Annotated in this window: 27 protein-coding genes and 4 tRNA genes; 16 read left to right on the top strand and 15 right to left on the bottom strand. The window is 65.9% G+C overall.

All coding sequences use genetic code 11. The annotated features are described in order from the left end of the window. Positions 1 to 52 precede the first annotated feature (52 nt). Together MSZK_RS15030 and MSZK_RS15035 are read left to right on the top strand one after the other, a co-directional pair. Positions 53 to 505 (top strand): SRPBCC family protein, encoded by a 453-nt coding sequence (locus MSZK_RS15030; protein ID WP_099249084.1) that lies wholly within the window; start codon positions 53 to 55, stop codon positions 503 to 505. A 111-nt stretch (positions 506 to 616) separates the two neighbouring features. Next, positions 617 to 2,455: a long-chain fatty acid--CoA ligase gene (locus MSZK_RS15035; protein WP_099249086.1), complete on the top strand. Its 1,839-nt coding sequence runs from the start codon at positions 617 to 619 to the stop codon at positions 2,453 to 2,455. Here the strand turns inward: MSZK_RS15035 and MSZK_RS15040 are convergent. Beyond that, positions 2,452 to 3,018, bottom strand: a complete 567-nt coding sequence (locus MSZK_RS15040; protein ID WP_099249088.1) for a hypothetical protein — start codon at positions 3,016 to 3,018, stop codon at positions 2,452 to 2,454. The two genes, MSZK_RS15035 and MSZK_RS15040, sit on opposite strands and share 4 nt — an antisense overlap. A gap of 102 nt (positions 3,019 to 3,120) precedes the next feature. On the opposite strand from MSZK_RS15040, the gene MSZK_RS15045 reads away from it, so the two are divergent. From MSZK_RS15045 to MSZK_RS15055, 3 genes are all read left to right on the top strand, one after another. Continuing rightward, positions 3,121 to 3,654: a hypothetical protein gene (locus tag MSZK_RS15045; protein ID WP_099249090.1), complete on the top strand. Its 534-nt coding sequence runs from the start codon at positions 3,121 to 3,123 to the stop codon at positions 3,652 to 3,654. A gap of 2 nt (positions 3,655 to 3,656) precedes the next feature. Beyond that, a complete protein-coding gene (locus MSZK_RS15050) occupies positions 3,657 to 3,950 on the top strand; it encodes an EF-Tu/IF-2/RF-3 family GTPase (protein ID WP_199203349.1) in 294 nt (97 codons plus the stop codon). A gap of 365 nt (positions 3,951 to 4,315) precedes the next feature. Further along, on the top strand, positions 4,316 to 4,615 hold the full coding sequence (locus MSZK_RS15055) for a hypothetical protein (RefSeq protein WP_142389930.1): 300 nt from the start codon (positions 4,316 to 4,318) through the stop codon (positions 4,613 to 4,615). A gap of 7 nt (positions 4,616 to 4,622) precedes the next feature. Here the strand turns inward: MSZK_RS15055 and MSZK_RS15060 are convergent, their stop codons facing one another. After that, a complete protein-coding gene (locus MSZK_RS15060) occupies positions 4,623 to 5,798 on the bottom strand; it encodes a cytochrome P450 (protein ID WP_099249096.1) in 1,176 nt (391 codons plus the stop codon). 111 nt (positions 5,799 to 5,909) lie between these two features. On the opposite strand from MSZK_RS15060, the gene MSZK_RS15065 reads away from it, so the two are divergent. The 4 genes from MSZK_RS15065 (at position 5,910) to MSZK_RS32050 (ending at position 8,733) form a co-directional block, all read left to right on the top strand. After that, positions 5,910 to 6,422 (top strand): hypothetical protein, encoded by a 513-nt coding sequence (locus tag MSZK_RS15065; protein WP_099249098.1) that lies wholly within the window; start codon positions 5,910 to 5,912, stop codon positions 6,420 to 6,422. Between the two features lie 500 nt (positions 6,423 to 6,922). Further along, positions 6,923 to 7,738 (top strand): hypothetical protein, encoded by an 816-nt coding sequence (locus MSZK_RS15070; protein ID WP_099249180.1) that lies wholly within the window; start codon positions 6,923 to 6,925, stop codon positions 7,736 to 7,738. Positions 7,739 to 8,126: 388 nt separating this feature from the next. Next, on the top strand, positions 8,127 to 8,300 hold the full coding sequence (locus MSZK_RS32380) for a hypothetical protein (protein WP_158230587.1): 174 nt from the start codon (positions 8,127 to 8,129) through the stop codon (positions 8,298 to 8,300). A 100-nt stretch (positions 8,301 to 8,400) separates the two neighbouring features. Further along, positions 8,401 to 8,733, top strand: a complete 333-nt coding sequence (locus tag MSZK_RS32050; RefSeq protein WP_142389931.1) for a hypothetical protein — start codon at positions 8,401 to 8,403, stop codon at positions 8,731 to 8,733. Between the two features lie 9 nt (positions 8,734 to 8,742). On the opposite strand, the gene MSZK_RS15075 is transcribed toward MSZK_RS32050, so the two are convergent. Next, the gene (locus tag MSZK_RS15075) at positions 8,743 to 9,177 is read right to left on the bottom strand and encodes a hypothetical protein (protein ID WP_099249100.1); all 435 of its coding nucleotides are present in this window, start codon (positions 9,175 to 9,177) and stop codon (positions 8,743 to 8,745) included. Between the two features lie 23 nt (positions 9,178 to 9,200). Continuing rightward, positions 9,201 to 9,899, bottom strand: a complete 699-nt coding sequence (locus MSZK_RS15080) for a DUF433 domain-containing protein (RefSeq protein WP_099249102.1) — start codon at positions 9,897 to 9,899, stop codon at positions 9,201 to 9,203. 329 nt (positions 9,900 to 10,228) lie between these two features. Here MSZK_RS15080 and MSZK_RS15085 point away from each other — a divergent pair, with 329 nt between their 5' ends. After that, complete coding sequence (locus tag MSZK_RS15085) at positions 10,229 to 11,443, top strand: exonuclease domain-containing protein (RefSeq protein ID WP_099249104.1); 1,215 nt, start codon at positions 10,229 to 10,231, stop codon at positions 11,441 to 11,443. Between the two features lie 466 nt (positions 11,444 to 11,909). Here the strand turns inward: MSZK_RS15085 and MSZK_RS15090 are convergent, their stop codons facing one another. Next, a complete protein-coding gene (locus MSZK_RS15090) occupies positions 11,910 to 12,404 on the bottom strand; it encodes a hypothetical protein (RefSeq protein WP_099249106.1) in 495 nt (164 codons plus the stop codon). A 60-nt stretch (positions 12,405 to 12,464) separates the two neighbouring features. Next, complete coding sequence (locus MSZK_RS32055; RefSeq protein ID WP_142389932.1) at positions 12,465 to 12,938, bottom strand: hypothetical protein; 474 nt, start codon at positions 12,936 to 12,938, stop codon at positions 12,465 to 12,467. A 19-nt stretch (positions 12,939 to 12,957) separates the two neighbouring features. On the opposite strand from MSZK_RS32055, the gene MSZK_RS15100 reads away from it, so the two are divergent. Both MSZK_RS15100 and MSZK_RS15105 read left to right on the top strand, forming a co-directional pair. Beyond that, on the top strand, positions 12,958 to 13,500 hold the full coding sequence (locus tag MSZK_RS15100) for a hypothetical protein (protein WP_099249110.1): 543 nt from the start codon (positions 12,958 to 12,960) through the stop codon (positions 13,498 to 13,500). Between the two features lie 92 nt (positions 13,501 to 13,592). Beyond that, positions 13,593 to 14,453 (top strand): hypothetical protein, encoded by an 861-nt coding sequence (locus MSZK_RS15105; RefSeq protein ID WP_142389933.1) that lies wholly within the window; start codon positions 13,593 to 13,595, stop codon positions 14,451 to 14,453. A 433-nt stretch (positions 14,454 to 14,886) separates the two neighbouring features. On the opposite strand, the gene MSZK_RS15110 is transcribed toward MSZK_RS15105, so the two are convergent. The 3 genes from MSZK_RS15110 to MSZK_RS15120 form a co-directional block, all read right to left on the bottom strand. Next, positions 14,887 to 14,961, bottom strand: a tRNA-Val gene (locus MSZK_RS15110). Between the two features lie 11 nt (positions 14,962 to 14,972). Then, a tRNA-Cys gene (locus tag MSZK_RS15115) sits at positions 14,973 to 15,046 on the bottom strand. A gap of 28 nt (positions 15,047 to 15,074) precedes the next feature. Beyond that, positions 15,075 to 15,147 (bottom strand) — tRNA-Gly (locus MSZK_RS15120). A gap of 175 nt (positions 15,148 to 15,322) precedes the next feature. On the opposite strand from MSZK_RS15120, the gene MSZK_RS15125 reads away from it, so the two are divergent. Next, a tRNA-Val gene (locus MSZK_RS15125) sits at positions 15,323 to 15,394 on the top strand. A 1-nt stretch (position 15,395) separates the two neighbouring features. Here the strand turns inward: MSZK_RS15125 and MSZK_RS15130 are convergent. The 3 genes from MSZK_RS15130 to MSZK_RS15140 are packed head-to-tail and all read right to left on the bottom strand — an operon-like array spanning position 15,396 to position 17,556. Next, a complete protein-coding gene (locus MSZK_RS15130; RefSeq protein WP_142389934.1) occupies positions 15,396 to 16,157 on the bottom strand; it encodes a hypothetical protein in 762 nt (253 codons plus the stop codon). A gap of 3 nt (positions 16,158 to 16,160) precedes the next feature. Next, complete coding sequence (locus tag MSZK_RS15135; protein ID WP_099249116.1) at positions 16,161 to 17,033, bottom strand: alpha/beta fold hydrolase; 873 nt, start codon at positions 17,031 to 17,033, stop codon at positions 16,161 to 16,163. Positions 17,034 to 17,067: 34 nt separating this feature from the next. Next, the gene (locus MSZK_RS15140) at positions 17,068 to 17,556 is read right to left on the bottom strand and encodes a helix-turn-helix domain-containing protein (RefSeq protein WP_099249119.1); all 489 of its coding nucleotides are present in this window, start codon (positions 17,554 to 17,556) and stop codon (positions 17,068 to 17,070) included. A gap of 56 nt (positions 17,557 to 17,612) precedes the next feature. Between MSZK_RS15140 and MSZK_RS15145 the strand changes: the two genes are divergently transcribed. Continuing rightward, positions 17,613 to 18,758, top strand: coding sequence for a GTP-binding protein (locus tag MSZK_RS15145; protein ID WP_099249121.1), 1,146 nt, complete (start codon positions 17,613 to 17,615; stop codon positions 18,756 to 18,758). A gap of 16 nt (positions 18,759 to 18,774) precedes the next feature. Here the strand turns inward: MSZK_RS15145 and MSZK_RS15150 are convergent, their stop codons facing one another. From MSZK_RS15150 to MSZK_RS15160, 3 genes are all read right to left on the bottom strand, one after another. Further along, positions 18,775 to 19,131 (bottom strand): DUF6319 family protein, encoded by a 357-nt coding sequence (locus tag MSZK_RS15150; RefSeq protein ID WP_233211330.1) that lies wholly within the window; start codon positions 19,129 to 19,131, stop codon positions 18,775 to 18,777. A 176-nt stretch (positions 19,132 to 19,307) separates the two neighbouring features. Beyond that, positions 19,308 to 19,592 (bottom strand): hypothetical protein, encoded by a 285-nt coding sequence (locus MSZK_RS15155; RefSeq protein ID WP_371411340.1) that lies wholly within the window; start codon positions 19,590 to 19,592, stop codon positions 19,308 to 19,310. 74 nt (positions 19,593 to 19,666) lie between these two features. Then, positions 19,667 to 21,022 (bottom strand): cytochrome P450, encoded by a 1,356-nt coding sequence (locus MSZK_RS15160; protein ID WP_099249123.1) that lies wholly within the window; start codon positions 21,020 to 21,022, stop codon positions 19,667 to 19,669. Positions 21,023 to 21,143: 121 nt separating this feature from the next. On the opposite strand from MSZK_RS15160, the gene MSZK_RS15165 reads away from it, so the two are divergent. Both MSZK_RS15165 and MSZK_RS15170 read left to right on the top strand, forming a co-directional pair. Next, the gene (locus MSZK_RS15165; RefSeq protein WP_233211325.1) at positions 21,144 to 22,454 is read left to right on the top strand and encodes a PP2C family protein-serine/threonine phosphatase; all 1,311 of its coding nucleotides are present in this window, start codon (positions 21,144 to 21,146) and stop codon (positions 22,452 to 22,454) included. Between the two features lie 158 nt (positions 22,455 to 22,612). Then, the gene (locus MSZK_RS15170) at positions 22,613 to 23,002 is read left to right on the top strand and encodes an STAS domain-containing protein (protein WP_099249127.1); all 390 of its coding nucleotides are present in this window, start codon (positions 22,613 to 22,615) and stop codon (positions 23,000 to 23,002) included. Positions 23,003 to 23,013 lie beyond the last annotated feature (11 nt).

Raw genomic sequence — 23,013 nt, forward strand, 5'->3', positions numbered from 1 at the left:
GTCAACCGCAAGTTGACGGTATGGCTCACGGATCCGCGGGTACTCGCGAACCATGCCAACGAGCGTTACTCGCGATATCAGCGCCCCGCGCAGCCGGGTCTGGGAGGTTTTGGCCGACGGCTGGACGTACTCGCAGTGGGTGGTCGGCAACAGCCGGATGCGTGCCGTCGACTCCGACTGGCCGGCTCCGGGGACGCGCATCCTGCATTCCATTGGTGTGTGGCCCGCAGTCATCGACGACGAGACCGTGGTCTTGAGTTGCACGCCCCAGGAGGAACTGGTGCTGCTGGCCCGCCTCGGCCCGGCCGGCGCCGCGCGGATCACGTTGCGGCTCAGCGACACCTCGGACGGATGCCGTGTCGAGATGGCGGAGGTGGCCGTCGAGGGGCCGATGAAATTCGTGCCCAACCGGCTGCAGCTGACCAGTTTCTGGCCGCGCAACCGGGAGTGCACCTGGCGGCTGGCCAACCTTGCCGAGAGCCGCGAGCCGGCGGAGTTGGATTAGCTCGGGTGCCTGCCAGCGCAAGCCGGAACCGACCGGCCGGGGCCGAATTGCTTTGCCCGGGCTTCGGTGATTCCGCCACGGGCGGTGGGGCGGGCTTCATACACTCGCGCCATGGCAGGCCAGCGTAAATCCGAAGAGCGGCCCGACCTGACCAGGATTGACAACCGGGCGCCGTCGGTGCCGCGGATGTTCCTCGATCGCGTCGCGGCCACGCCCACCAACGAAGCGTTCCGTTACCCCGATCACGACGGGTGGACCAGTGTCACCTGGCAGCAGGTCGGCGACCGGGTCGAGCTGATCGCCGCCGGGCTGATCGCCCTCGGGATCAACCCGCAGGACCGGGTGGCGCTGGCGTCGGGGACCCGCTACGAGTGGGTGGTCGTGGACTTCGGCATCCTGTCGGCGGGGGCGGCCACGACGACGGTCTATCCGACCACCAACGCCGAAGACACCGCATTCATCGTCGCGAACTCCGGCAGCCGGGTTGTGGTGGCGGAGAACCAGTCCCAAGTGGACAAGCTGGTCGCGCACCGCAGCGAACTGCCCGCCGTCGAGAAGGTGGTGATCATCGACGGCAACAGCGACGACGACTGGGTGATCACCCTCGGCGACCTCGAACAACTCGGCAAGCAACTGCTGGCCGACAATCCCACCGCGGTGACCGACCGGGTCGACGCGATCTCACCCGATCAGCTCGCCACGCTGATCTACACCTCCGGCACCACCGGCAAGCCCAAGGGCGTGCGGCTCAACCACGAGGCATGGACCTACACCGCGGCCGCGCTGGATTCGCTGCACGTGTTGTCCGACCGGGACCTCAACTATCTGTGGCTGCCGCTGGCCCATTCGTTCGGCAAGGTGATGCTGGCGATGCCGTTGGTGATGGGCTTTCCCACCGTGATCGACGGCCGGGTCGACAAGATCGTGGAGAACCTGGCGATCATCCAGCCGACGTTCATGGGCGCGGTGCCGCGCATCTTCGAGAAGGTGCACGGCCGGATCACCGAGACGATGGCCGAAGAGGGCGGGGTCAAGAAGCGCCTGTTCGACTGGGCGATCGACGTCGGTCTGCAGATCTCCCGGGCCCGGCAGGCCGGCCATCGGGTCGGTCCGGTGCTGGCGTTGCAGCACAAGCTGGCCGACCGGCTGGTGTTCAACACGATCCGGCAGCGCTTCGGCGGCCGGCTGCGGTTCTTCATCTCCGGGTCCGCCGCGCTGGACCGCGATGTCGCCCAGTGGTTCGACGCGGTCGGCGCCATCGTGCTGGAGGGCTACGGCCTGACCGAGACGTCGGCGGCGTCGTCGTTGAATCGCCCGCAGGCCTACCGGTTCGGCACAGTGGGGTGGACGTTGCCGTACACCGACGTGATGATCGCCGAGGATGGCGAGGTGCTGCTCAAGGGTCCGGGGGTGATGAGCGGGTATCACGACCTGCCGGAGGCCACCGCCGAGGCGATCAACGGTGACGGCTGGTTCCACACCGGTGACATCGGTGAGCTCGACGCGGAGGGCTACCTGCGGATCACCGACCGCAAGAAGGACATGTTCAAGACCTCGCAGGGCAAGTATGTGGCGCCCTCGGCGATCTCGGCGTCCTTCAAGGGCCTGTGCCCGTTCGCCAGCGAGATCATCGTCTACGGCGAGGGCAAGCCGTACTGCGTCGCGCTGGTGAGCCTGGACGGCGACGCGATCCGGGAGTGGGCCGACCGTAACGGCTTGGAGGGCAAGTCGTTCGGGGAGATCGCCCGCGACGAGAAGACCAAGGAGATGATCGGGGAGTACGTGGAGACCCTGAACAAGCATCTCAACCGCTGGGAGCAGGTCAAGCGCTTCTCGATCATCGATCGTGAATTGACGGTCGAGGCAGGCGATTTGACGCCGAGTCTGAAGCTGAAGCGGAAGGCGGTCGTGGAGAACTTCCACGACAACATCGACGAACTGTACGGCTAGCGGTTCTCGGGCGAGGGTCGGGCCGCCTTCGCGCGGACCCGGTTCGGATACCAGGTGGTGAAGACGGCCGCCCCGATCAGGGCGACGTAACTCAGTGTGTGGCAAGCCCATTCGGGCATCAGGTGCTTCATCAGCGCCCAGGCCAGCGCGGCGTTGACGGTGAACACCGCGGCCCACAGCGAGGTGAGCTGCACATTGACGCGGATGAACAACGGATCGTTCCATTTCGACGGGTCGGTGTGGGCGCGTGCGTACTCCAGGGTGAACGGCCTGCCGAGGGCCAGGGTGATCCACGAGCCGAGCGCCAGCGCGCCGTTGGCGAGCACGCCGAGATGGCGGACGGTCCAGATGTTGTCGAAGCCGAGGACGGCGACGGTGGCCGCGGTGAAGAACGCCAGGCCGACCCACATGATGATGCCGCGGTGCAGCTTGAGGACCGCCATGACGACCGACAGGATCAGCGCCGTGATCAGGCCGATCTCGACGCGCTCCTGGGTGTCCCTGGCGATGAGCAGGAATGCGATCCATGGCGCGAACGACACGAGCAGTTTGACCAGTGACACGCACTCATTGAGCCGATCCGGGAGACGGCTGCAGTAGAGGCGATGGTCCCGGCACTCGACACCGTTGGTCCCGTCCGCGGGGCGACGTAATCTGGAGGCCGGGTGCGCGACGAGGGGACGGCGATGCGACGGTACGGCGTACTGGCGGCGGTGGTGGTTGCGCCGCTGTGGTTTTCTGCGGGGCTTGCTCATTCGGACGTTCCGGCGCCCCAACCCGGTGCGCCGTGCCCGGCGGAGTTCGCCGACGTGATGACGCAACTGCCCGGCGGCGCGGACTTCCTGGTGTGCCAGGCCGCGCCGGATACTGCGGGCAGCTGGGTGCCGGTCGTCACCCCCTTCGACCCCAGCAGCCGGTGGTTGAGCTACGGGCCGGAGATCACCTTGCACGGCCAGGGTTTTCGCAACCCGAACCTGCGCTCGGGGAGCTGGACCGCCGAGCCACTGAATCCGGACGCGGTGTGCGGCGCCGATCAGGTCACCGTGGTGAGCGCGGGAGTGCTTGCGCCGCTGGAGCATTCGCAAAGCGAGCCGGGTCAACCGATGCAGCTGGAGGTGTTGCCCAGGCTGTTCACTATCGTGCTCAGTGGTGACTGCCTGTGGTCGGAGGACCAGCCGTCGCCGCCGATGGGGTGGTGACGGTGTTCCAGCTGACGGTGCAGGACGTGTTCGTCATCAAGGGCCGTGGTCTGGTCGCGACGGGCCGCGTCGAACTCGGGGAGGTCCGGGTCGGCGACGAGGTGCGGATCAACGGTGCGCGCGCCGTGGCGGTGGACGCTATCGAACTCTTCCGCAAGAAGACCGAGCACGCGGTGGCCGGGGAGAACGTCGGCCTGCTGTTCACCGGGCTGCAGCGAAGCGACGTGTCACCGGGTGACGTGCTGAGCGCTGGTGGCACCGACCTGGCCGCGGGTGGTGTCGAGGTGCGGCTGTAGTTCGCCGGCGGCGAGTGGTCCCCAGGGGCGGGGGGCCGGTGGCCCAAGGGGGTGGCCACGTAGCGTGAACCCACCCCTGGAGACCCGCTTGTGACAGTCGGGACGCCCGACCGATCGGCAATGCATTGCTCTACCGGGAATCTACGACACCGCTGATCGCGCGGGCACGGTTCCGCCGAAATATTGACGATTAAGTAAGGCTTGCTTTTCGGCGGCGACCGTCAGCCGCGCGTCCCCCGAATGGTGGAACGAATTTCCCCTGTTCCAGGGTCCGCTCGGTGGACAGACGTGCGCCCTCCCGGCGAGCACAGTGGCATCTGTCGCGCCGATACGGACCGCGACCCCACGACATGAAAGGTAGTGCGATGAAGATCAACGGAATGTCTCTGACCGCCGCGATCGGCGGGCTGCTGGTGGCCGGCTCGATGGCACTGGCCGGACCGGCGGCTGCCGCTGCCCACGGCAACGCGGGCCCCGGCGAGCCGCCGCCCGCGGCCGCAAGTCACGGCAATGCGATCCCCGGCGAGGCCGCGCCCGCGGCGGCGTCGTGGGGTGGTGGCGGCAATGCGATCCCCGGCGAGGCCGCGCCTGCGGCGGCGACCCAAGGCGGGTCGAACATCGGCGAGGGCGAGTTGCCCTGGGCTCCGATCGGAACCGCGCACTGACTCTCGGCTACCAGGTCACCGGAAGTGCGACCAGGCCGTTCGACAGCGAATGGAAGCCGGCGGTCATGGTCGCCGGGTTGGCGCATAGCCGCAGGTTCGGGAACCGCGGAATGAGCTGGGCGTAGACGGTCTTGAGCTCCAGGCGGGCCAGTGCCGCACCGATGCAATAGTGCAGGCCGTAGCCGAACCCGACGTGCGTCGCGCCGGTGCGGGTGAGGTCGATCCGGTTGGGGTCGGCGAAGAACGCCGGGTCGTGATTGGCGGCGCCGGGATCGAGCAGGACGAGGTCGCCGGCCCGGATCGTCACCCCGTCGGCGTCGATGTCGTCGCGGGCGTAGCGGGGAACGCCGACCCCGCCGGTCATCCCGGCCCGCAGGATTTCCTCGGCGGCCTTCGGGATCAGTTCCGGGTCGGCCAGCAGCGCCTGCCACTGGTCGGGGTTGGTGAGCAGCATCAGCGAGCCCACCCAGATCTGGGTGACCGTGGTCTCGTTCCCGGCGAACAGTAGTTGCATCGCCAGGGTGGCGATCTCGAAGTCGGCGAGATCGGGTTCGTCGCACAGCCGGGAGATCACGTCGTCGTCCGGGTTCGCGCGCTTGGCGGCCACCAATTCCATGCCGTAGCCGAGCAGCATTTCCAGGCCCTTGAGCGAGACATCGTCGTCGGGGGAGAAGGCGGCGTCGTCGACCCAGCGCCGGAAGCGATCCCGGTCGTCGTAGGGCACGCCGAGCAGATCGCAGATCACCAGAATCGGTAGCGGCTGAGCCAGATTCGTCAGCAGGTCGGCCGGCGGACCCTGGCGTTCCATGTCGTCGAGCAGTCCGGCGCACAGCGCCTCGACCTTGGGCGCCAGGGTGCGCATGTGCCGGGGGCCGAAATGCGGCTGCAGCAGCTGACGCATGCGGGAGTGGTCGGCCGGCTCGGAGTCGAAGTCCCCGATCGGGCCGCCGAAGAGTGCGGAGGTGCGGCTGCGCGGCGCGTTGGCCGGGTCGCGGTGGGTGCGGCCCAGCCGCTCGTCGTCCATCAGCCGGCGCACCAGGGAGTAGCCGGTGACCAGCCAGGCCTCGTCGCCGACGGAGGTGAGGACCTTGTGAATCGGCCCGTCGGCGGCCAGCGCCAGCAGATCGTCGGGGGAGCGCAACGGATGACTCTGGCGGAACGGCAGCTGCGCGGCGGCGGTCATGGTGGGCAGCCTACGGTGGGCGGCCGGCGCTGAGGCGGGGTTTTCCAGACGCATGGTCTTGGTTGTTTCGATAGCGCCCGAGCCGCTGCACCCGGCTTTTAAGATCCAGCGATGGCTCACATCGATGGTGGCGGCCTTGGCGCACTGCTCGGTGTGGGCGGTGCGGTGTGCGCGGTCGCGCTGTGGCTGCCGCCGGCCGCGTCCGCCGACTCGCCGACCTGGAACGGGGAGTACGCGATCACGTTCATCGTCGGTCCCAAATCGGGAACGAGTATGGCGGCCGGACAGCCCGAGCAGCAGCACACCGAGACCTACGGATTCCAGTCGAGCTGTGCGAGCGGAACGTGCACGGCCACCATCACCAGCGGTCCGCCGCCGAGCAACCCGACTGTCCCGCAGCCTGTCCAATTCACCTGGGACGGCACATCGTGGACGCAATCCAGTGATTTCCAGTGGGACTGCAGGATGTCCGACGACGGCACCGTCGAGTGGAGTCCGGCCCATGCCGAGGTGCGCTACACGCCGCAACCGGACGGAACCCTGTCCGGGGTCATGCACACCGAGATCGCGAGCGGTCCGTGCCAGGGGAGCGTCGAGATGAACATGACCGCCGAGCGGGTTTAGCGTGTGGCCCAGCGGTAGGTGGGCTCCATATCGCTGTTGAGCTGACTAAAGATTGGTGCGCGAGACTGGGATTGAACACGAGGTGGTGCGGGTGCCACTTCGAGTTATGAGTCGCGCCCGCCGGGCGTTGTGAACTCGCGGCAATTCGCACTCGATCGACGTACTCGCGGTCGCTGGAGCCGTTCGGGCCGAGCCCGCGCTGACGATAGCTGCCCACGACGAAGTGTCGTGGGGCATGAAACTTCTGGTGGGCCGTCGCGACGATCTCGTAGGACAAAGGACCGCGACGGTTAATTTGCTCCTGTGGCGTATCCACCATTGCGACCCTGCCGTTCGTGTAGATCATCATTGACCTCGGCGCCGCCGTACCCCGCCGACGGTTGCAGCGGATTTGAACGGTCAACGAGGCCGAGTCGGCACCACAGTCGTTCTAAAGCAGAGTGATCCTGCTTCGCTGGGGCATCTGCGAGCTGTCGCAATCACGCGTTAGCATCCCGAAGATGGGGGCAAAGAAGTCCGACGACGGCATGCTCGTCGCTTGGGGAATTGTGCTGTTTCTCGTCTTCATGGTCATCGCCTGGCCCTATTTCGTGGGAACCTGGCTGGCCGTGCAACTCGGGGCGGACAACCCGTCCACAGCGCGGTCGGTGACCGGCTGGGTCCTCGAAGTTCTATGGGTCGGCGGCCTGTTGTCGGTCGCCGGGTGGTCCTGGCTCGCAAAGAGGCGAAAGCAGGACGAGGCCCGCCGCCTCGAGCTCCTCAAGCAACGACGTATCCGGGAGTTCGGATCGGCCGGCGCGCTTCTCTACGAGCAGGCCGACGCGTCGGTGTCGATGATCGCCGCATCCGAGGCCGCCGGGACGGGGTGGCTCGGGGATCCCGCTGATTTCGAGTTTCACGCCGACCTTGAGGCGATCGCTGCCAATCTGCGCCGGGCGGAGAAGATCCGCACTGTCACGGCGGACGCGTCCTCGATCCGCGACTTCAGCCCGGCCGACCAGCAAATGCTGCGCGACGCGAAGGCAGAGATCGCGAAGCTGGAGAGCTCGGTGAAACGGCGCGTCGAACTGATTGGCAAATGTGCACTGCAGGCCGCCGACATCGACCGTGCCCTGCGTGAGGAACGCGAAAGCGTTGTTATGGCCAAGCGACGTGAGGAACTTCGCGGACGCCTGGGCCCGATCCTCTACGAATCGCAGACGACGCCGAGTGAGAGCCCTTCTGAGTCTGCCGATCTAGTGACTGCGCGCGCGGCTGCCTTCCGCGAACTAAAGGCCCTCGTCGACAAAACCCGACTCAACGGGGCGAGCGATTGACGGGTGAGGAATTCGAGCCGAACGACTAGATTCTCGGCGAAGCACCTCAGTGATTTTGGATTCGGTGGGGGAGAAGAATCGGTCCGCACTGGGTCACGTCAGCGATCAGGTCGGCCACTCTCTGCCCGTCATGAACCGCCGCGCCGACGGCTGCAACAAGCCGATCAGGGCCAAGGCCGGCGCGGTCGCACTATCGCAACTATCTGACCCTTGACGTAGCTGCAGAGTGCCCGCCGGCCCCAAGCGAATCCACACGCGCCAGCTCTGCCGCCGCCTCCACTACTAGGAGTGGCTCGGTAGCCCGGGGGCAACAAGACACTTGAACGCCTCTCGCCGTGGGCGGCACCAATCCGCACCTGAACGCGGTGGAGCAAGGACCCTCACCAGGGTGGCGATCCCTGTGTCCGACCCGAGCCTGTTCGGAGACCGCGACGAAGTGGAGATCGGCGGCCGCCGCTTTGAAGTGGACGGCCTGCCCGACGACTGGCGCAACGCGCCCGCAGGACTGGCCCAGTTCGCCCGCGTGCATGGCTGCGTCATCCACGCCAAGAGGCAGGGCTGAGACATGGGCGTCCACTCCCTGCACTCCCTTGGTAGTTGGTCGGATTTGAAATCCAACCACTGCCAAGGGGTGCGATCCGAAATCCGAACCCTGGTCCTTTGTGTCGCCCAGCAGAAGTGAGAACAGGCGCGCGCTGACGGCGATAGACGCCGGCCGCTCGGACTCCCGGCGCTACAGAAAACTCAAGCTCGAGTTCCGCGCCGAGTGCGTGGCAACGAAGGCGCCCTGCTGGCTCTGCAACCGTCCAATCGACTACCTCGTGGGCTACCCGCACCCGGACAGCTTGAGCCGCGGCCACGCCAAGACCGTCGTCGACCATCCCGAACTCGCGGACGACCGCGCCAACTTCCAGCCTGCCCATCTCGACTGCATTAAGCGACGCGGCACCGATGACCCTCACGTCAACCTCGGGGATCCATCGGAGATTTGGTGACGGGAGTGGCTATCGCTCGACCTTGCCTGGCTCATATCGCATCACTCGTGTTCCAACGGTGCGTAGCGAAAGCCACCAGGGCCCAGAGGGATTCGAGGCAACTTGCCTTTCGACTGCGTTCCAACGCCCCGTCACCCGGATCAGCTGATCCCACGCCAGCGCGGTCCCAACCGCACCGTGAAGATGAACAACCTTGAGCCGGTGTTCGATAGCCAGCTGAGACTCAGCGGGGCGAGTTCGAATACGACGGTCGTTCGTGATCACCACCCAGCCGTTGTCGCCCACGATCGGAATCCAGTCGACATCGTCGATACCTTCGGGCAGCAATTCATCGAGCGGAGCCTCAGTGAATCGGCCCGCGTCCCGCCTGACCGCGACCATGCCCTTGCCCAGCCGCAGCAGGTTCTCATCCACCACGTAGACGATCTCGTTGAGCGCGACCATCTACCGATGCACCTCGAGGCCCCTTAGGCCGCGACGCGATGCTTCTTCGCGTAATCGACAGCCGCACGAACCTGGGCGATGCTCAGCCCGTAGTCGGCGGCCAGGTCCTCCTCGGACTCACCGGCCTTCCGCATCCCCGCGATCGTCGCAACGGCGATCCTGCGACCGGCGATCGTTGGCTGCCCGCTGAACCGCTGTGGGTTGATCACGATGTCCGGGAACTCGTCATCAGCGGGGAGCTCTGCCACGAAGCTCTCACCGTGCTCATCAACTCCGAGCTTCGCCCGCTCGATCAACGGCCAACCGTCACCCAGCAGCATCTGGCCAGTGCGCACAACCATCTTCGCTTCGTCCAGCCCGACATCGCTGCCGCCCAGGATCAGCTCATGGTTCGCGGCGGACAGATACGGGCGGAGGTGCGCGAGCGGATAATCGACGCGGAAGGTGTGCCGCAGCGCTTGGATCGCGAGGCGCAGCCGCCGCGTCTGGACCTCCTCGCGGAGTTCCGCGAGGATCCGCGTCTCGACGAACTCGCCCCACGTCGCCCATTCGGTGTCACGCGACATCACCCGCAGGATCGGTTCGTAGTGCTTGCCGCCGCGTTCGTATCCGTTGATCCAGCGTCGCGCGGTACCGCTGCGCAGCCCGACAATCCGATCGACCTCCGCATAGAGGTACACCTCTCGGTCGAGCATCGGGATCACAGCCACGCGCGACAGCATGACACACACGTATCAGCCAGCCCCGACATATACACCAACCCGTGATGCGACCCGACTCCTGGCAAGGTGGCAAAAGTTCATCCCGGACTCGCACGGCCGTCTCGCTCCGGTAAGGGGTCCTCTCTCCCCGAAGCAACTGGACAAAATGTGGCGGGTTAGCCCATCTGATCGGCCTGATTATCGTGGTTGTTGTCCACGTGGTCGATTTCGTCCAGTCCTGCCGCCTCGAGTCTGTGGGCGCCCTTGACGGATTGTCGGAAAGTCCCTTCCAGCCATGGAAGCGCCGTCTACCCTGCGGAGATCCATTCTTTGCTAACCGGGGGGGCACGATGGCTGGTTTCGCAGTGATCGATTTTGAGACGACCGGCTTCGCTGCCAGTAAACACGATAGGGCGGTCGAGGTCGGCGTGGTCTTGCTGTCACCGGACGGCGACATTGAATGTGAGTGGGCGACTTTGCTGGATCCTGGTCGTGATGTTGGCCGTAGCGATATTCATCGGATCACGGCGCTCGACGTGGTGGGGGCGCCTACCTTTGCCGCGATCGTTCCGAGGTTGGTGAGGGATCTTCGTGGCCGGATCGTGGTCAGCCACAACCTCGGGTTCGACCTGGGCTTTTTGCGCGAAGAGCTGCGGCGTGCCGGTGTGACGCTGGACAGCCCGTTTCTGCCTGGATTTTGCACCATGAAGTGGGCTGGTCGGCTCATTCCCGGTGCATCGCGCAAGCTGCAGGACTGCTGTGATGCTGCGGGTGTTGCTCTTGTGGATGCCCATTCGGCACTTGGGGACTGTCGTGCCGCAGCTGGATTGGTCAGGTGTCTTCTGAAGGTCGGCGGTGTCCCTCCGCCGTGGGCAGGGGAGATCGCAGGCGTCGAGGAATTTCAGTGGCCCGACGTCATCGGCCCGGAGGTGCCGCTGGCAGTCCGCGGCACCGCGCCTCCGCGGCAGCCTGCGGGCTGGCTCGATCGCATAGTCGCACGTATGCCTCGACACGATGACGTTCGGATCGAGTCGTACCTAGAGGTGCTCGAGTCCGCACTTCTCGATTGTTATCTGTCTCGTCATGAGGAGCTGGCACTGGTGGCGATGGCCGAAGAACTTGGCCTCTCGCGCCCGCTGCTCGAGGAGATCCACCGGGGGTACCTGCGAGCGATGGCGAGCGTTGCGCTCGCCGACGGCGTGGTCACCGTGAGCGAGCGCGCCGATCTGCTTCAGGTCGCCCGCCTGCTTGGACTGACGTTCGACGACGTTGACGCGGCGCTGGCAACCGCGCCGCCAGCTCGCCAACCTAACGCCGAGTTCGTGATCGCGGCCGGAGACGTTCTGTGTCTCACGGGCACGATGTGCAGGCCGAGGTCGGAATGGGAGGCAGAGCTCGAGCGGCGCGGCATCCAGGTCGGCTCGCTCACCCGCAGGACGCGCGTTCTCGTCGCTGCCGACCCGGACTCGGCCAGCGGCAAAGCCAAAAAGGCTCGCGAATACGGAATCCCGATCATCACCGAGGTGGCGCTCGCTCGCCTGCTGGGTATTGAGCTGCAATCCTGAGCCAAGTGGAACCAGAGTGGAAGAGGACCAATTCGCGGCGCTGCGTCGGTTGGCGGACTTGGACCGGGTGGAGGTCATAGCCTGCGCAGTGACTCCCGGCGGCGTACCGAAAGGCTGAGATTCAGTCGTTCTGCGGGCCGAGCTGGGCTGACAGCTCTTCCGCGGAGACGGTATCGCCGGTGAGCAGCGCTACACTGAGCCGGTCCTGCAGGTCCTCGATGGACACGTCGATCACACGGGACGGCAGACCGCGAGCGCCGGCATCGCCGACAGCGTCTTAGAGCTAGCGGGCTGCGGCGATGAGCCGCTCGACATCGTAGGCCCGAATTGACGGGACATCAGGGTCGAGCTGGTCAAGCCAGCGCTCAACCGCTTCGGCATCCTGCTCGCTCATGCCGTTAAGGGCATTCCTAACGCTGGGCTTGCGGCCGTCGTCATGCGGTTGGTGGTGCCGCATCTGGCGGTGTCACCGCCTCGTCTGCGTATCCTTTTCGGCCGCAACGGCGCGGTACCATCGCCGCTCAGCGAGCTTGCAACGAATGCTGCGCCGAGGCGAATACCGGTCGAGGCCGCGCTGCATGAAAGCTCGTGCTGCCTGGTTGAACCCGTCGATGGCGGCGGAACCGACCTCGACTGTGCGGTTGAGCCGGGCGAGTTCCCCCGCAACGTCACTGGCCTTGGGTTCCGTCAGCAGCTCAAGAAATACGGCGAGGTGCATCTCGATTTCGGCAATGCGGACTTGCAACTCAAAGTCGTTGCACGCTAGGCGCGCTGACTTCATCACCCGATCAGTTTCCGCCGCCGCTTTGGATACGCGCGCGACGCCCTCGTCGTTAATTTCAGAGGCCGGCACTTCCCGGGCCAGGAAGCCGCGCACCAGCCCGAGAAATCGGCCTGACTCGATGGTCCATGTGGAGGCAATCGAGGTGACATCGACGACCACCTGGCGGCCCAGCGTCACGGCACGTTCTTTGGTCTCCGCGCGTGCGATCCACAGGGCGGCGGCCGCGGCGGTGAACGTTCAGATTGTCGACCAGGGCCAGTGCCCGACGACATCGACAGTGTGCCCCACATGACCGAAACGATATCCGGGCGGCGTTAGGGCGTCTGTGACTAGTCGCGGTGCTCGTCGTGCTCGGCGGCCTCGTCGAGTCTGTCCTCCGCGCGCTTGGTGGCTTCGCGGCGCCGCTTCGGCCGCGTGCTTCTCGACCCGGTCGAGGTATTCCATGATTTCGATAACGCGCAGCTCGATATCAGGGCGGCCAGCCTTACGAGCCGCCGCGGCAGTTTGGGCTGCCCAATCGTCGAGTACGACACGCTCTGCAGCGTTCTCGGCTGCGGTGGCTTTCGACTCGATGTCAAAGAGCGGCATTTGTGCGAGCAGCTCGCGGAGCTCCTGGACAGGATCGCCCGCAGCGTCGTCGGGCTCGTCATCCTTAGGGTTGCCCATATCCGCGACTGCAGGCGCCTCGTCAGGCATCTCGTTGTCCGACACCAGCTCCTAGGCTCATGATGTGAAACTTGCCGATTGGATTAGCCTTGCCAGCTTCGTCGCGGCAGCCATCTCTGCGGCCGTGGCAGTTTTGCAGGCTCGGCGTGCAGCGACTTCGAGGAGCGCCGCTCAGCATCACGAAGCCAGGGCTGAACACGACGCCGAACGGGCCATCAAGGCGGCTGAGCAGGCGGCTGCATGGCAGCTACAAGCCGCCGCGGCGGCTCAACGATCAGCGGACGCTCTCGAACAGCAAAACCGGCTCGTCGAGGAGCGTGCCGAGCAGGCCGAGGGCGTCCCCTGGGAAATCAGGCACAACTACGGTGACACCTACAACCTGGTCAACGTCACCACCACTGCCAAGTTCGGTGTACAGATTTCAGGGCGTGGGGTCGCGGGCGAACAGCTCACCTTCGACCGCATCGACGGCCGGAGTTCTTCTGGCCAATTCGGGATCGCACCCTTCGGCGCTGAATTTAGCCAGGTCGACGTGACGTGGCACCGTCGCGAAGACCTCTCAGACACGCCGCAGCGGTGGTCGGGCAATAAGCCGCCGAAGGTGTAGCGCGAGGCGATAGGTGCAGTGGCATCTCGTTGCCTTCTAGATCCTTTTATGCAGGATGTCACTACCCTCGGCTTGTGACTTTGATCCTCGCTATGAGCAAGCCCGAGGGAATCTATCTGTCGGTCGATTACCGAATCACAAATGTTCATACCCGTAATTGCCTTGACGACACCAGGGTGAAGCATTTAAGGGTCGACTACCCGCCGGAAAACGGTCCAAAAGCTCTCTTCGCCCACACCGGAGTCGCAGAACTGGCGGACGGCACACCGATCGGTGACTGGCTGCGAGAGACTATTCGCGGAGAAACCGATGTCATTAACGTTTCGATGCAGCACGTGAAGTCACGGCTTGACCGTGACTTAGCACGCTATCTCTACAAGTATCATGCCAGTCTGATCATCATCGTTCTCGTCATCGAAGGAAACAAGCGATTTCTCGGTGGCTTCCACAACTTCAAAGCTGACTTGACTGTCGCAAGGCAGTTTACTTATGAGATGACCGAGTTGACCGAGCCAGGCTGGTGGGCATACGGATCGGTGCATCAGCGCGTGGCCGACGACTACGGTGACAAGTTGACCGCTGCGCTCGCGGTTCGTCCGCGGCGACCCCAAAGCCACATGAAGCTCCTCGCCTCGGTAAATCGCCGAGTCGCCGATGAAACCGTAAGTCCTTACTGCCACGTGGCTTTCATCCCTGCTAGTGATTACTTCACCACAGGCGATAATTCCGGACGGGGACCTCAATCCCAAACGTTCGTCGAACCCGGTGAATCAGTACCGTTCAAGATGCCTTCGGTCATTAACGGGATCGACTTGTCCTTTCAGATGGAGCTCTTCGTTGAAAACGCGCAGGAGCAATTCAAGCTCATGAAGGAAGGAAAAGCACCGGGACCCAATCCGTTGAGTTTGATGTCACCGGACGAGATTAATAGGCACCTGCAACGGCGGCCGTAGCGAGGTAACGATGGACGCGGGCGCCTAGTGGTGCGAATCGAGAGAATCGGCCGCGTCTAACAAAGCGGCGGCGAGTTGGCGGGCGCGGGCGGCGCTGAGTTCCTCACAAGCACCGGGCGCGTGCACCGCTACATACGTGGACCGCTACATATGAGTGGACGCGGCCGCCGGCGCACTGCTCGCGCTGGACTATGACCACACAGACGCCGGCGTCGTGGCGTAACCATTCCGTGGCGTAACCATTCGAGGTCGCGCCAGACGTCCTCAAGGTGGAAGGTCGGATTATTGCCACTCGTCGGCCGTTGCGCAGGAAGGCACTGGGACGTGAGCAAATTCAGCGGTCATGGCGAAGCCTCTCCAGAGGGTTGCCATCGAGTCAGGTCATATGTAGGTCACGCGGACCGATTTTGCGGGTGAAGCCGCACGTGAAACGTGGTGCGCGATACTGGGATTGAACCAGTGACCTCTTCCGTGTCAGGGAAGCGCTCTCCCGCTGAGCTAATCGCGCGGGGTACATCTTGGAGGTGGAGACGGGAATCGAACCCGTGTGCACGGCTTTGCAGGCCGTTGCCTCACCACTCGGCCACTCCACCGTTGGGTCTGATGCCTCTTGCACCTTCGAGCGGATGACGGGATTCGAACCCGCGACCCTCACCTTGGCAAGGTGATGCGCTACCAACTGCGCTACATCCGCACGCCACGGATGAGATCGTCATCCGGTGCGAAGCACGACAATAGTCGACGCAACCGAGGGCACACAAATCCCCTCGCCGAGGTGCCACGACGAGCGCATTCCGGGCTGGCGGGGTAGTCGTGCTAGTGTTCGTCGTCGGCGAGTTCGGCCACCTTGACGGTGTGTCCGCCACCCGGGTCTCGTAGCTCAGTGGGAGAGCGTCCGCCTCACACGCGGAAGGTCGCTGGTTCGATACCAGCCGGGACCACTCAGATCGTTGTGAATCTGCTCCACCGCACCGCGGTGGGGAAGATCGGCCCAAAGCACGCAAACCGGCATCCCGGGTTGCGTCGCGCCTCCTGGTCAACCAGTCGCGCGGTGTCCTCGGCAAACCCGTCGCGCGGATAGCGCTCCAGGACCTCGCGCAGATTCTCCGGATGCACCCGCCACTGCTGGGCCAGCACGTCGACCAGTCCGCCCTCGCGCATGTAGTGCGCCACCGGCCCGTACCGCTCCAGCGAGACGAACGGGTTGAGGTTGGTGGTGATCGCCAGCGCCACACCGTCGCGGCGATCCGCATCCCATCCGGCCGCCGCCGTGATCTCCCGGGCCCGCCGCGCGCCGGCCACCGTGAAACAGCCGCGCCGCTCGGCGTCGAACAGACCGGTGTCGTGCAGAAGCGCTGCGACACAGAGTGCTTCGCGATCCAGCGCAGCGGGGTGGCGCGCCAGCTCGTAGCGGATCGCGGTGAAGTAGTAGGTGCGGTAGCTGTGGTCCACCATCTGCGGGCTGGCCACCGCGCGCAGATACTCCTCGGCGGCCTGCACCGCCGCCGTCGCGGGCGGGGCCCACGGTGCGAGATCGACTTTCCGGGGTACGCGCCCGAGTCCGGCCATCCACCCCAACCGCGGGCCGGCATCGCCGAGCAACACCGCCGCGGTGCCGCCCAGCAGCCAAAGTCGCTGGGGGAGAGACAACGCCGGGCCGCCCAGCCGCTCCCACTCCAGCGAGCCCACCGCCGGCCGTGCCACCGACTACTCCGTTGCGATCGGGTGTGCGGCCAGAAAGTCCTCGATCGCGGACACCAGACGCTGCGGCTGCTCCTCGGGGATGAACGTGCGGCTGCCGGCGATCAGGTCAAAACGTGCCTGCGGCAACAGCTCTGCCAGCCGGCGGCCGTGCTCGCGGGGAAAGATCTTGTCGCGCTCGCCCCACAGCACCAGCGCCGGCTTGTCGAAGCCCGGCAACGCCGCCGCGGCCTCGAACGTGAACCGCGTGTCGACGGCGCGCAGCATCCGTTGAAAATCCCGGCGCACACCGGGATTGCGGCGGATCGGACCGGTGTAGGACTCCATGATCTCCGCCGGCAGCGGCGCGGAGGTCACATACCCGTAGGCGGTCGGCAGCCGCTGGACGAACCGGAATTGCGCGGTGTACGCCACGATCCAGGTCAGCAGCCGCGATCGCGCCATCACCTCCAGATACTTCTGCGGCGTCGGCGGAAACTTCTCGAGTGCGTCGCACGAGGTCAGCACCAACCGAGCGATCCGCTGCGGGTAGGCGCCCACCAACGCTTGGGCCACCGCGCCGCCGGTGTCGTTGGCCACGATCGTGACGTCTTCCAAGCCCAGCGCGGCGATGAAATCGGCGACGATCCGCGCCATCCCGGGCAGCGACAGATCCACGTCCGGTTCCAGGGCGGCCGAATGTGATCCCCACGGCAGATCGGGGGTGATGCAGCGATGATGAGCCGCCAGCGGCGGCGCCACGTGCCGCCACAGGTCACCGTTGACCGCGACGCCATGGACGAACACGATCGGCGGCCCGTCGCCGGTCTCGCGGTAATCGATGGCGCCTGCAGGGATGCGCACGCGGTGCTGCGGACCGAGCTGCGGGCTGATCGACATGACCCATGAGGTTACTTGCATGGTGCAAGCAAAGCTAGGGCCGAGCGCGACCGGCCCAGGCTGCCAGCTGGGGCGGGGTCGGCCCCGCCGGGTCGCCAGTCGGCACGACCCGCAGATCGGCGAGCTCGATGGGTTCGCCGCAATGCTCGCACCGCAGTGCCCCGCCGGCGTCGTGAGCACAGCCCACGTGCCGGATCGACACTTCGGGTCCATCTGGACCGGGCTCGTACCGGTCGGCCCAGGCCATCAGCGTCACCAGGGCCGGGAACAGGTCGCGACCCTTTTGGGTCAGGTGATAGGCCCCGCGCGGACCGGTGTGCTCCAGCACTCCGTGGTCGACCAATTTCTGCAGTCGCGCGCTGAGCACGTTGGTCGCCACGCCGAGACTGCGCCGGAACTCGTCATGGCGGGTCAATCCGTGGAACGCGTCGCGGACGATCAGCATGGTCCAGCGCTCGCCCAGGATGGCCAGCGCCCGGGCCAGCGCGCAGTCCTGTCCGGCGTAATCACTCCCAAGTGGCATGGTGCAAGTTTAGGACGCGTTGTCTGGCTTATTGAAAACCATTATCATTAACGCTCATGTCCGCTCCCGCTGCTGAACTCGTCCCCGTCACCGTGCTGTCCGGCTTCCTCGGCGCCGGCAAGACCACCCTGCTCAACCACATCCTGGCCAACCGTGAAGGGCGCCGGGTGGCGGTGATCGTCAACGACATGAGCGAGGTCAACATCGACGCCGCGCTCATCGCCGGGCAAGGCCACCTGGATCGCACCGAGGAGAAACTCGTCGAACTCACCAACGGCTGCATCTGCTGCACGTTGCGCGAGGATCTGGTCGCCGCCGTCGGCAATCTGGCCCGGCAGCGGCGCTTCGACCAGATCGTCATCGAATCCACCGGCATCTCCGAACCGATGCCGGTGGCCGCGACCTTCGGCTGGGAGTTCGACGACGGCTTCGCACTGAACACGTTGGCCCGGTTGGACACGCTGGTGACGGTGGTCGACGTGTCGACCTTCCTGCCGGAACTCGCCCGCGGTGAAGCGCTGGCCGAACGGGATCTCGCGGCCGCCGACGGCGATGCGCGCAACATCGCCGACCTGCTGGTCGACCAGGTGGAGTTCGCCGACGTGATCCTGCTCAACAAGACCGACCTGGTCAGCGAGAAGACGACGGCGACCGTGGAAACGGTTGTGCGCCGGCTCAATCCGACCGCGCGCATCGAGCGCACCGCCAACGGCATCGTCGCCCTGGACACGGTCTTGGACACCGGGCTGTTCGATCCGGACCTGGCGGCGAACGCCCCCGGCTGGGACGAGGAGATCGCCAACGGCCACACCCCCGAGACCGAGGAATACGGCATCGGCAGTCTCACCTTCCGCGCCGACCGCCCGTTTCATCCGCAGCGTTTGGCTGCAGCGCTCGATCAGGTCCGAGGGTTGTTGCGCAGCAAGGGATTCTGCTGGATCGCCACCCGGCCCACCATTGCCGCCATCTGGTCGCAAGCCGGGCCCAACCTCGTCATCGAGCCGGCGCAGTTCTGGTCGAGCACCGACATCGAGCCCGGCCAGGAGATCGTGTTCATCGGCGTGCGCCTCGAGAAGAGCCGAGTGCACACGCTGCTGACGTCAGCCCTGCTCAGCGACGCCGAAATGGCCGGCGGCCCGCAGGAGTGGTTGACCTATCCCGACCCGCTGCCGGCGTGGTCGGTGACGCACACCCATCACTGAGCCTGAATTCGGCCACTCAGTCCAGCTCGGCGAGCGCCTTGCGGGCGAGTTCCAATTCGGCTTCGAGTGCCGCCACCCTGGCGGCCTGCTCGCAGCGTGCCGCCTCGATCACCTCGTCGATCGGAGTGGCGAGATCCTCATGCAACTCCCGTGCCGCCCTGGAGACGGCCGCCGCGGCGACGGCGAGGTCGCGAGCAACATACGTGGTGCCGCGCTTGAGTTCCGCGCGCCATTCCCCATCGGCGGTGCCGATGACCGTCAGGGTGAGCTCAAGCGTCTTGGCTTTCCTGCCGGTCTTCTTGGCCGGGGCCTTCGGTTCCGACGCGGGTTCGGCCGATTCTGGCGACCCGGAAGCGGCTTCGGGCGCCGTAATCGGATGAAGAAACACGCCCGGCGATTCCGTCTCGGTGGACGGCGCGTGGGTGTCTACAGTCGTGGTCACGTCGATCTCCTCCTGAACATGGCTGGCAATCACATCCAGTAGAACATACGTTCGAAGCGCGCAGTGTGTGCCCCGGCCTCGCGTGTCGCCACCGATTGAAGAACGGCTCAGCCGTGCGGTGCCTCGGAAATCTTGGTGTCTTCCTTGCCCATGGTCTGGCAATAGAGCGTGACCGAGGTCTTCGTCGCGGTGATCTCCAGATTCGTCGGATCCTGGCCGCTCTTGTCCTTGAGCATCTTGCTGACTTCGTCGTTCTGCTTCTTCTCGTCCTGAGTGACGAAGTCCTTGCACTTCGTGTCGCCGCCGGTGTTGACGACTTCCGAGGCCGAACAGCCGCTCAGGGCAACCGCCACGGCCGATGCTGCCAGGAGGGAAGGCACGATTCGCTTCACTGAGAACCTCTTTCGCTTGGGAAACAGCACGCAGTTAATTCACAGAATCGCGCAATTCGAAACCAACGACGCTCTCACACCCCGCGGTGCGTCATGCTCGCGTTCGCCGTCGGCTGCGGAATCCGCAACCGTGACACCGTGATCCGAGCACCCCGTCTCGGCGTCAAGATCACGTGTTTGACCTGCTGCCGTTCGCCGCGGGCCGTGGTCGTCACCAACTCGGTGCGGCGCAACACCTCGCGCAACACCACCCGCATCTCGGCCATCGCGAACGTCGCTCCCAGGCACCGGCGCGCCCCACCGCCGAACGGCAGCCACGTCGTGGGGCTCAGCGACGCGCCCACCATGCGGTCGGGGTCGAAGCGATCGGCATCCGGATAGATCCGGTCATCGGAGTGCACCAGCCCGACCCCGGGCACCACCATCACGCCCGCAGGCAGCTGGTAGCCGGCGATCTCCACCGGCCGGGTCAGCAACCGGCCGACGTCGAACACCACCGGCCGGTTGCGCAGCGTCTCCTTGGCGACCGCATCCAGGTACTCGTCGTCGCCCGCTTCCGCGGCTCGCACCGCTTTGGCCAGCACCGCGGGATGGCGGGTCAGCCGTTCCAGCGCCCACGACAGCCCGGTGGCGGTGGTGTCGTGGCCGGCGACCAGCAGTGTCATCAGCTGGTCGCGCAGTTCGGCGTCGGTCATCGTGCGGCCGTCCTGGTCAGCGGCGCGCACCAGCATGGCCAGCGCGTCGGTGCGCGTCGCCAGCTCCGGATCGGCACGGCGTTCGGCGATCTCGGCGTACAGCAGGCGGTCGGCGTCCTCGATGCGCCGGCGCACCTCGCGCCACGGCAGCCGCCGCTGCAGGCCGGGCGTCCCGATCGCCAGCAGCTGGAACGCCGAGAGGTTCAGCAGCCGCGGCAGCACCTCGCGCAACGCCGCCAGCCGCTGGGGATCGCTCGCGCCGATCACCAGTCGCAGGATGACCTCCAGGGTGATCTGCGACATCTTCGGCGCCACCGGGAACGGCGTGCCGACCGGCCAGTCGGCGATGTTGGCTGCGGCGATCTCGGCCATCACGTCGGTCTGGCGGGCCACCGCGTCGCGGTGGAACGGCTCGAGCATCAGCCGCCGGCGGTCGCGGTGCACATCTTCGTCGATCACCAACACCGACTCCGGCCCCAGCAGTCCGGTTAGCACCGAATTCGCTTCGCCTGCATGGAAAGTCTTGGCGTCGCCGGCGAAGACCTGCTTGATGTCCGCCGGATCGTCCAGATAGACCAGGGTGCCCATCTTGGCGATGTCGAGGGTGAAGATGCGACCGTAGCGACGCCGGCAGGCCGACACGAAGTGCGGCCAGTAGCGCAGCATCAGGGTGGCTTGGATGACCGGCGGCAGCGGTGGCCCCGGCGGCAGCGCCGGCGACGGCTTATTAGACACGAGTCCAGTATAGGAACCGGACGCCCCGGGGCGCCCGGATTGCCGAAATTGACGCGTGGCCACGAAAAGCCCGAACCGCGTAGGGTTGAAAGATCAACGAACCAGACGGCGGAAAGCCATGGTGAGCACCCAGTTTTGCATCCGGACTGCCGAAACCGACGAGAACGAACGTCTGCAGGCGCTGCACCGCTACGCCATCCTCGACACCCCGCCCGACGACGCGTTCAACCGCATCACGCGGGTGGCCGCCCGCGCGCTGGGCAAGCCCGTCGCCGCGATCAGTTTCGTCGACCGCGACCGCGTCTGGTTCAAGGCGATCCATGGCGCCCAGGGCCCGCATGAAATCCCCCGGGAGGCCGGGCTGTGCGCGCTGGCGATCAGCGACAGCCGCACCTACCTGGTGCGCGACACCGCCGCGGATCCCTATCTGTCCCAAAATGGGAGCGCTCCAGCCGTATTCGGGGTGCGCTTCTATGCTGCGGCGCCGATCACCACGGCCGACGGCCACCAGCTGGGCACCGTCAGCGTCCTCGACACCGTGCCGGGTGACGTCACCGCCGACCAGCTAGCCATCCTGGAAGATCTCGCCGCGATCGTGATGACCGAACTCGAACTGCGGCTCTCGGCGCTGACCACCGTGCGCGCCGAGCGGGAACTGCGGGAGAACGCCGAACGCAACGAAGCCACCACGCTGGAGTACGCGACGGTGCTGCAGCGGGCGTTGCTGCCGTCGGCCCTGCCCCAGATCCCGGGGCTGTCGATGGCCGCGCACTACCACCCGGCCGCCTCCGGACAGGTCGGCGGCGACTTCTACGACGTGTTCGGCGTGGCCCCCGACCGGTGGGCCTTCTTCCTGGGCGATGTCGAGGGCCACGGCGCCCCCGCGGCGGCGGTCACCGCGCTGGTGCGGCACACCCTGCGCGCAGCGGCGCTGCATCATGACGACGCCACCGCCGGACTGCACGAACTCAACACGGCCCTCATCAGCGACCCGGGGGAGCGCCGGTTCTGCACGGTGCTGTCGGGCACGTTGCAGCCCGAGGAGGCCGGCTTCCACGTCACCCTGGCCACCGGGGGACACCTGCCGGCCTTGCTACTCGACCCCGAGGCCGGCTCCATCCGCCCGGTCCGGTCGTCGGGCGGCATGCTGATCGGCGCCGTCGCCGACGCCACTTTCGAGGCGTGCGAGATGTTGCTGGGCCCCGGCCAGACCCTGTTGCTCTACACCGACGGCATCGTCGAAGCCCGCCCCGACGGCACCACCACGTTCGGCGAATCGGCGCTGCGCCTGTTCCTGTCCGAGCGGGCCGGATTGCCCGCCACCGCGCTGATCGCTGAACTGGCCGAACTGGCCGCTACGCTGCGGCCCGACGACGATGTCGCGTTCCTGGCGTTGACCGTCGCTGCCGCACCCGCAGGCGAAGTAGGTTAGCCTGGAGCGGTCAGTCCGGTAATTTTTCGGACACCGACCGTGCACCGCAAGAAGACCGGTGTGCAACTGCTACTACGTTCTTGCCAGGTTCAGACAGCAGCCTCGCAGATACGGGTATTCGCGAGAGCGCCGTCTGGCGCGCGCTAGTGAGGTGAATTTTGGACGAGCAAGCCACTGCCGCCACCGGCACGACGACCGCCGCGAACACCGGGTGCGTGATCACCGAAGAGTGGTTCGGGCGCACAGTCGTCATCTCGGCAGCCGGCGTGGTGGACATGCTGACGTCACCGCAACTGGAGACCAGCATCGCCACCTCGCTGACAAAGAATCCGGCCAACATCATCGTCGACATGACCGACGTCGACTTCCTGGCTTCGGCGGGAATGGGCGTTCTGGTCGCGGCCCGCGACAAGGCCCCCGCAGAGGTCGGCTTCGGCGTCGTGGCCAGCGGGCCCGCGACGAGCCGGCCGCTCAAATTGGTCGGTCTGGCCGACATCATCGGTCTCTACGCCACACTGGAAGAGGCGCGCACCGCATTGGGTGAGTAATTCTCGGAAGT

It is taken from the genome of Mycobacterium sp. shizuoka-1 (genome assembly GCF_002723835.1).
In the GTDB taxonomy this organism is placed as follows: Bacteria; Actinomycetota; Actinomycetes; order Mycobacteriales; family Mycobacteriaceae; genus Mycobacterium.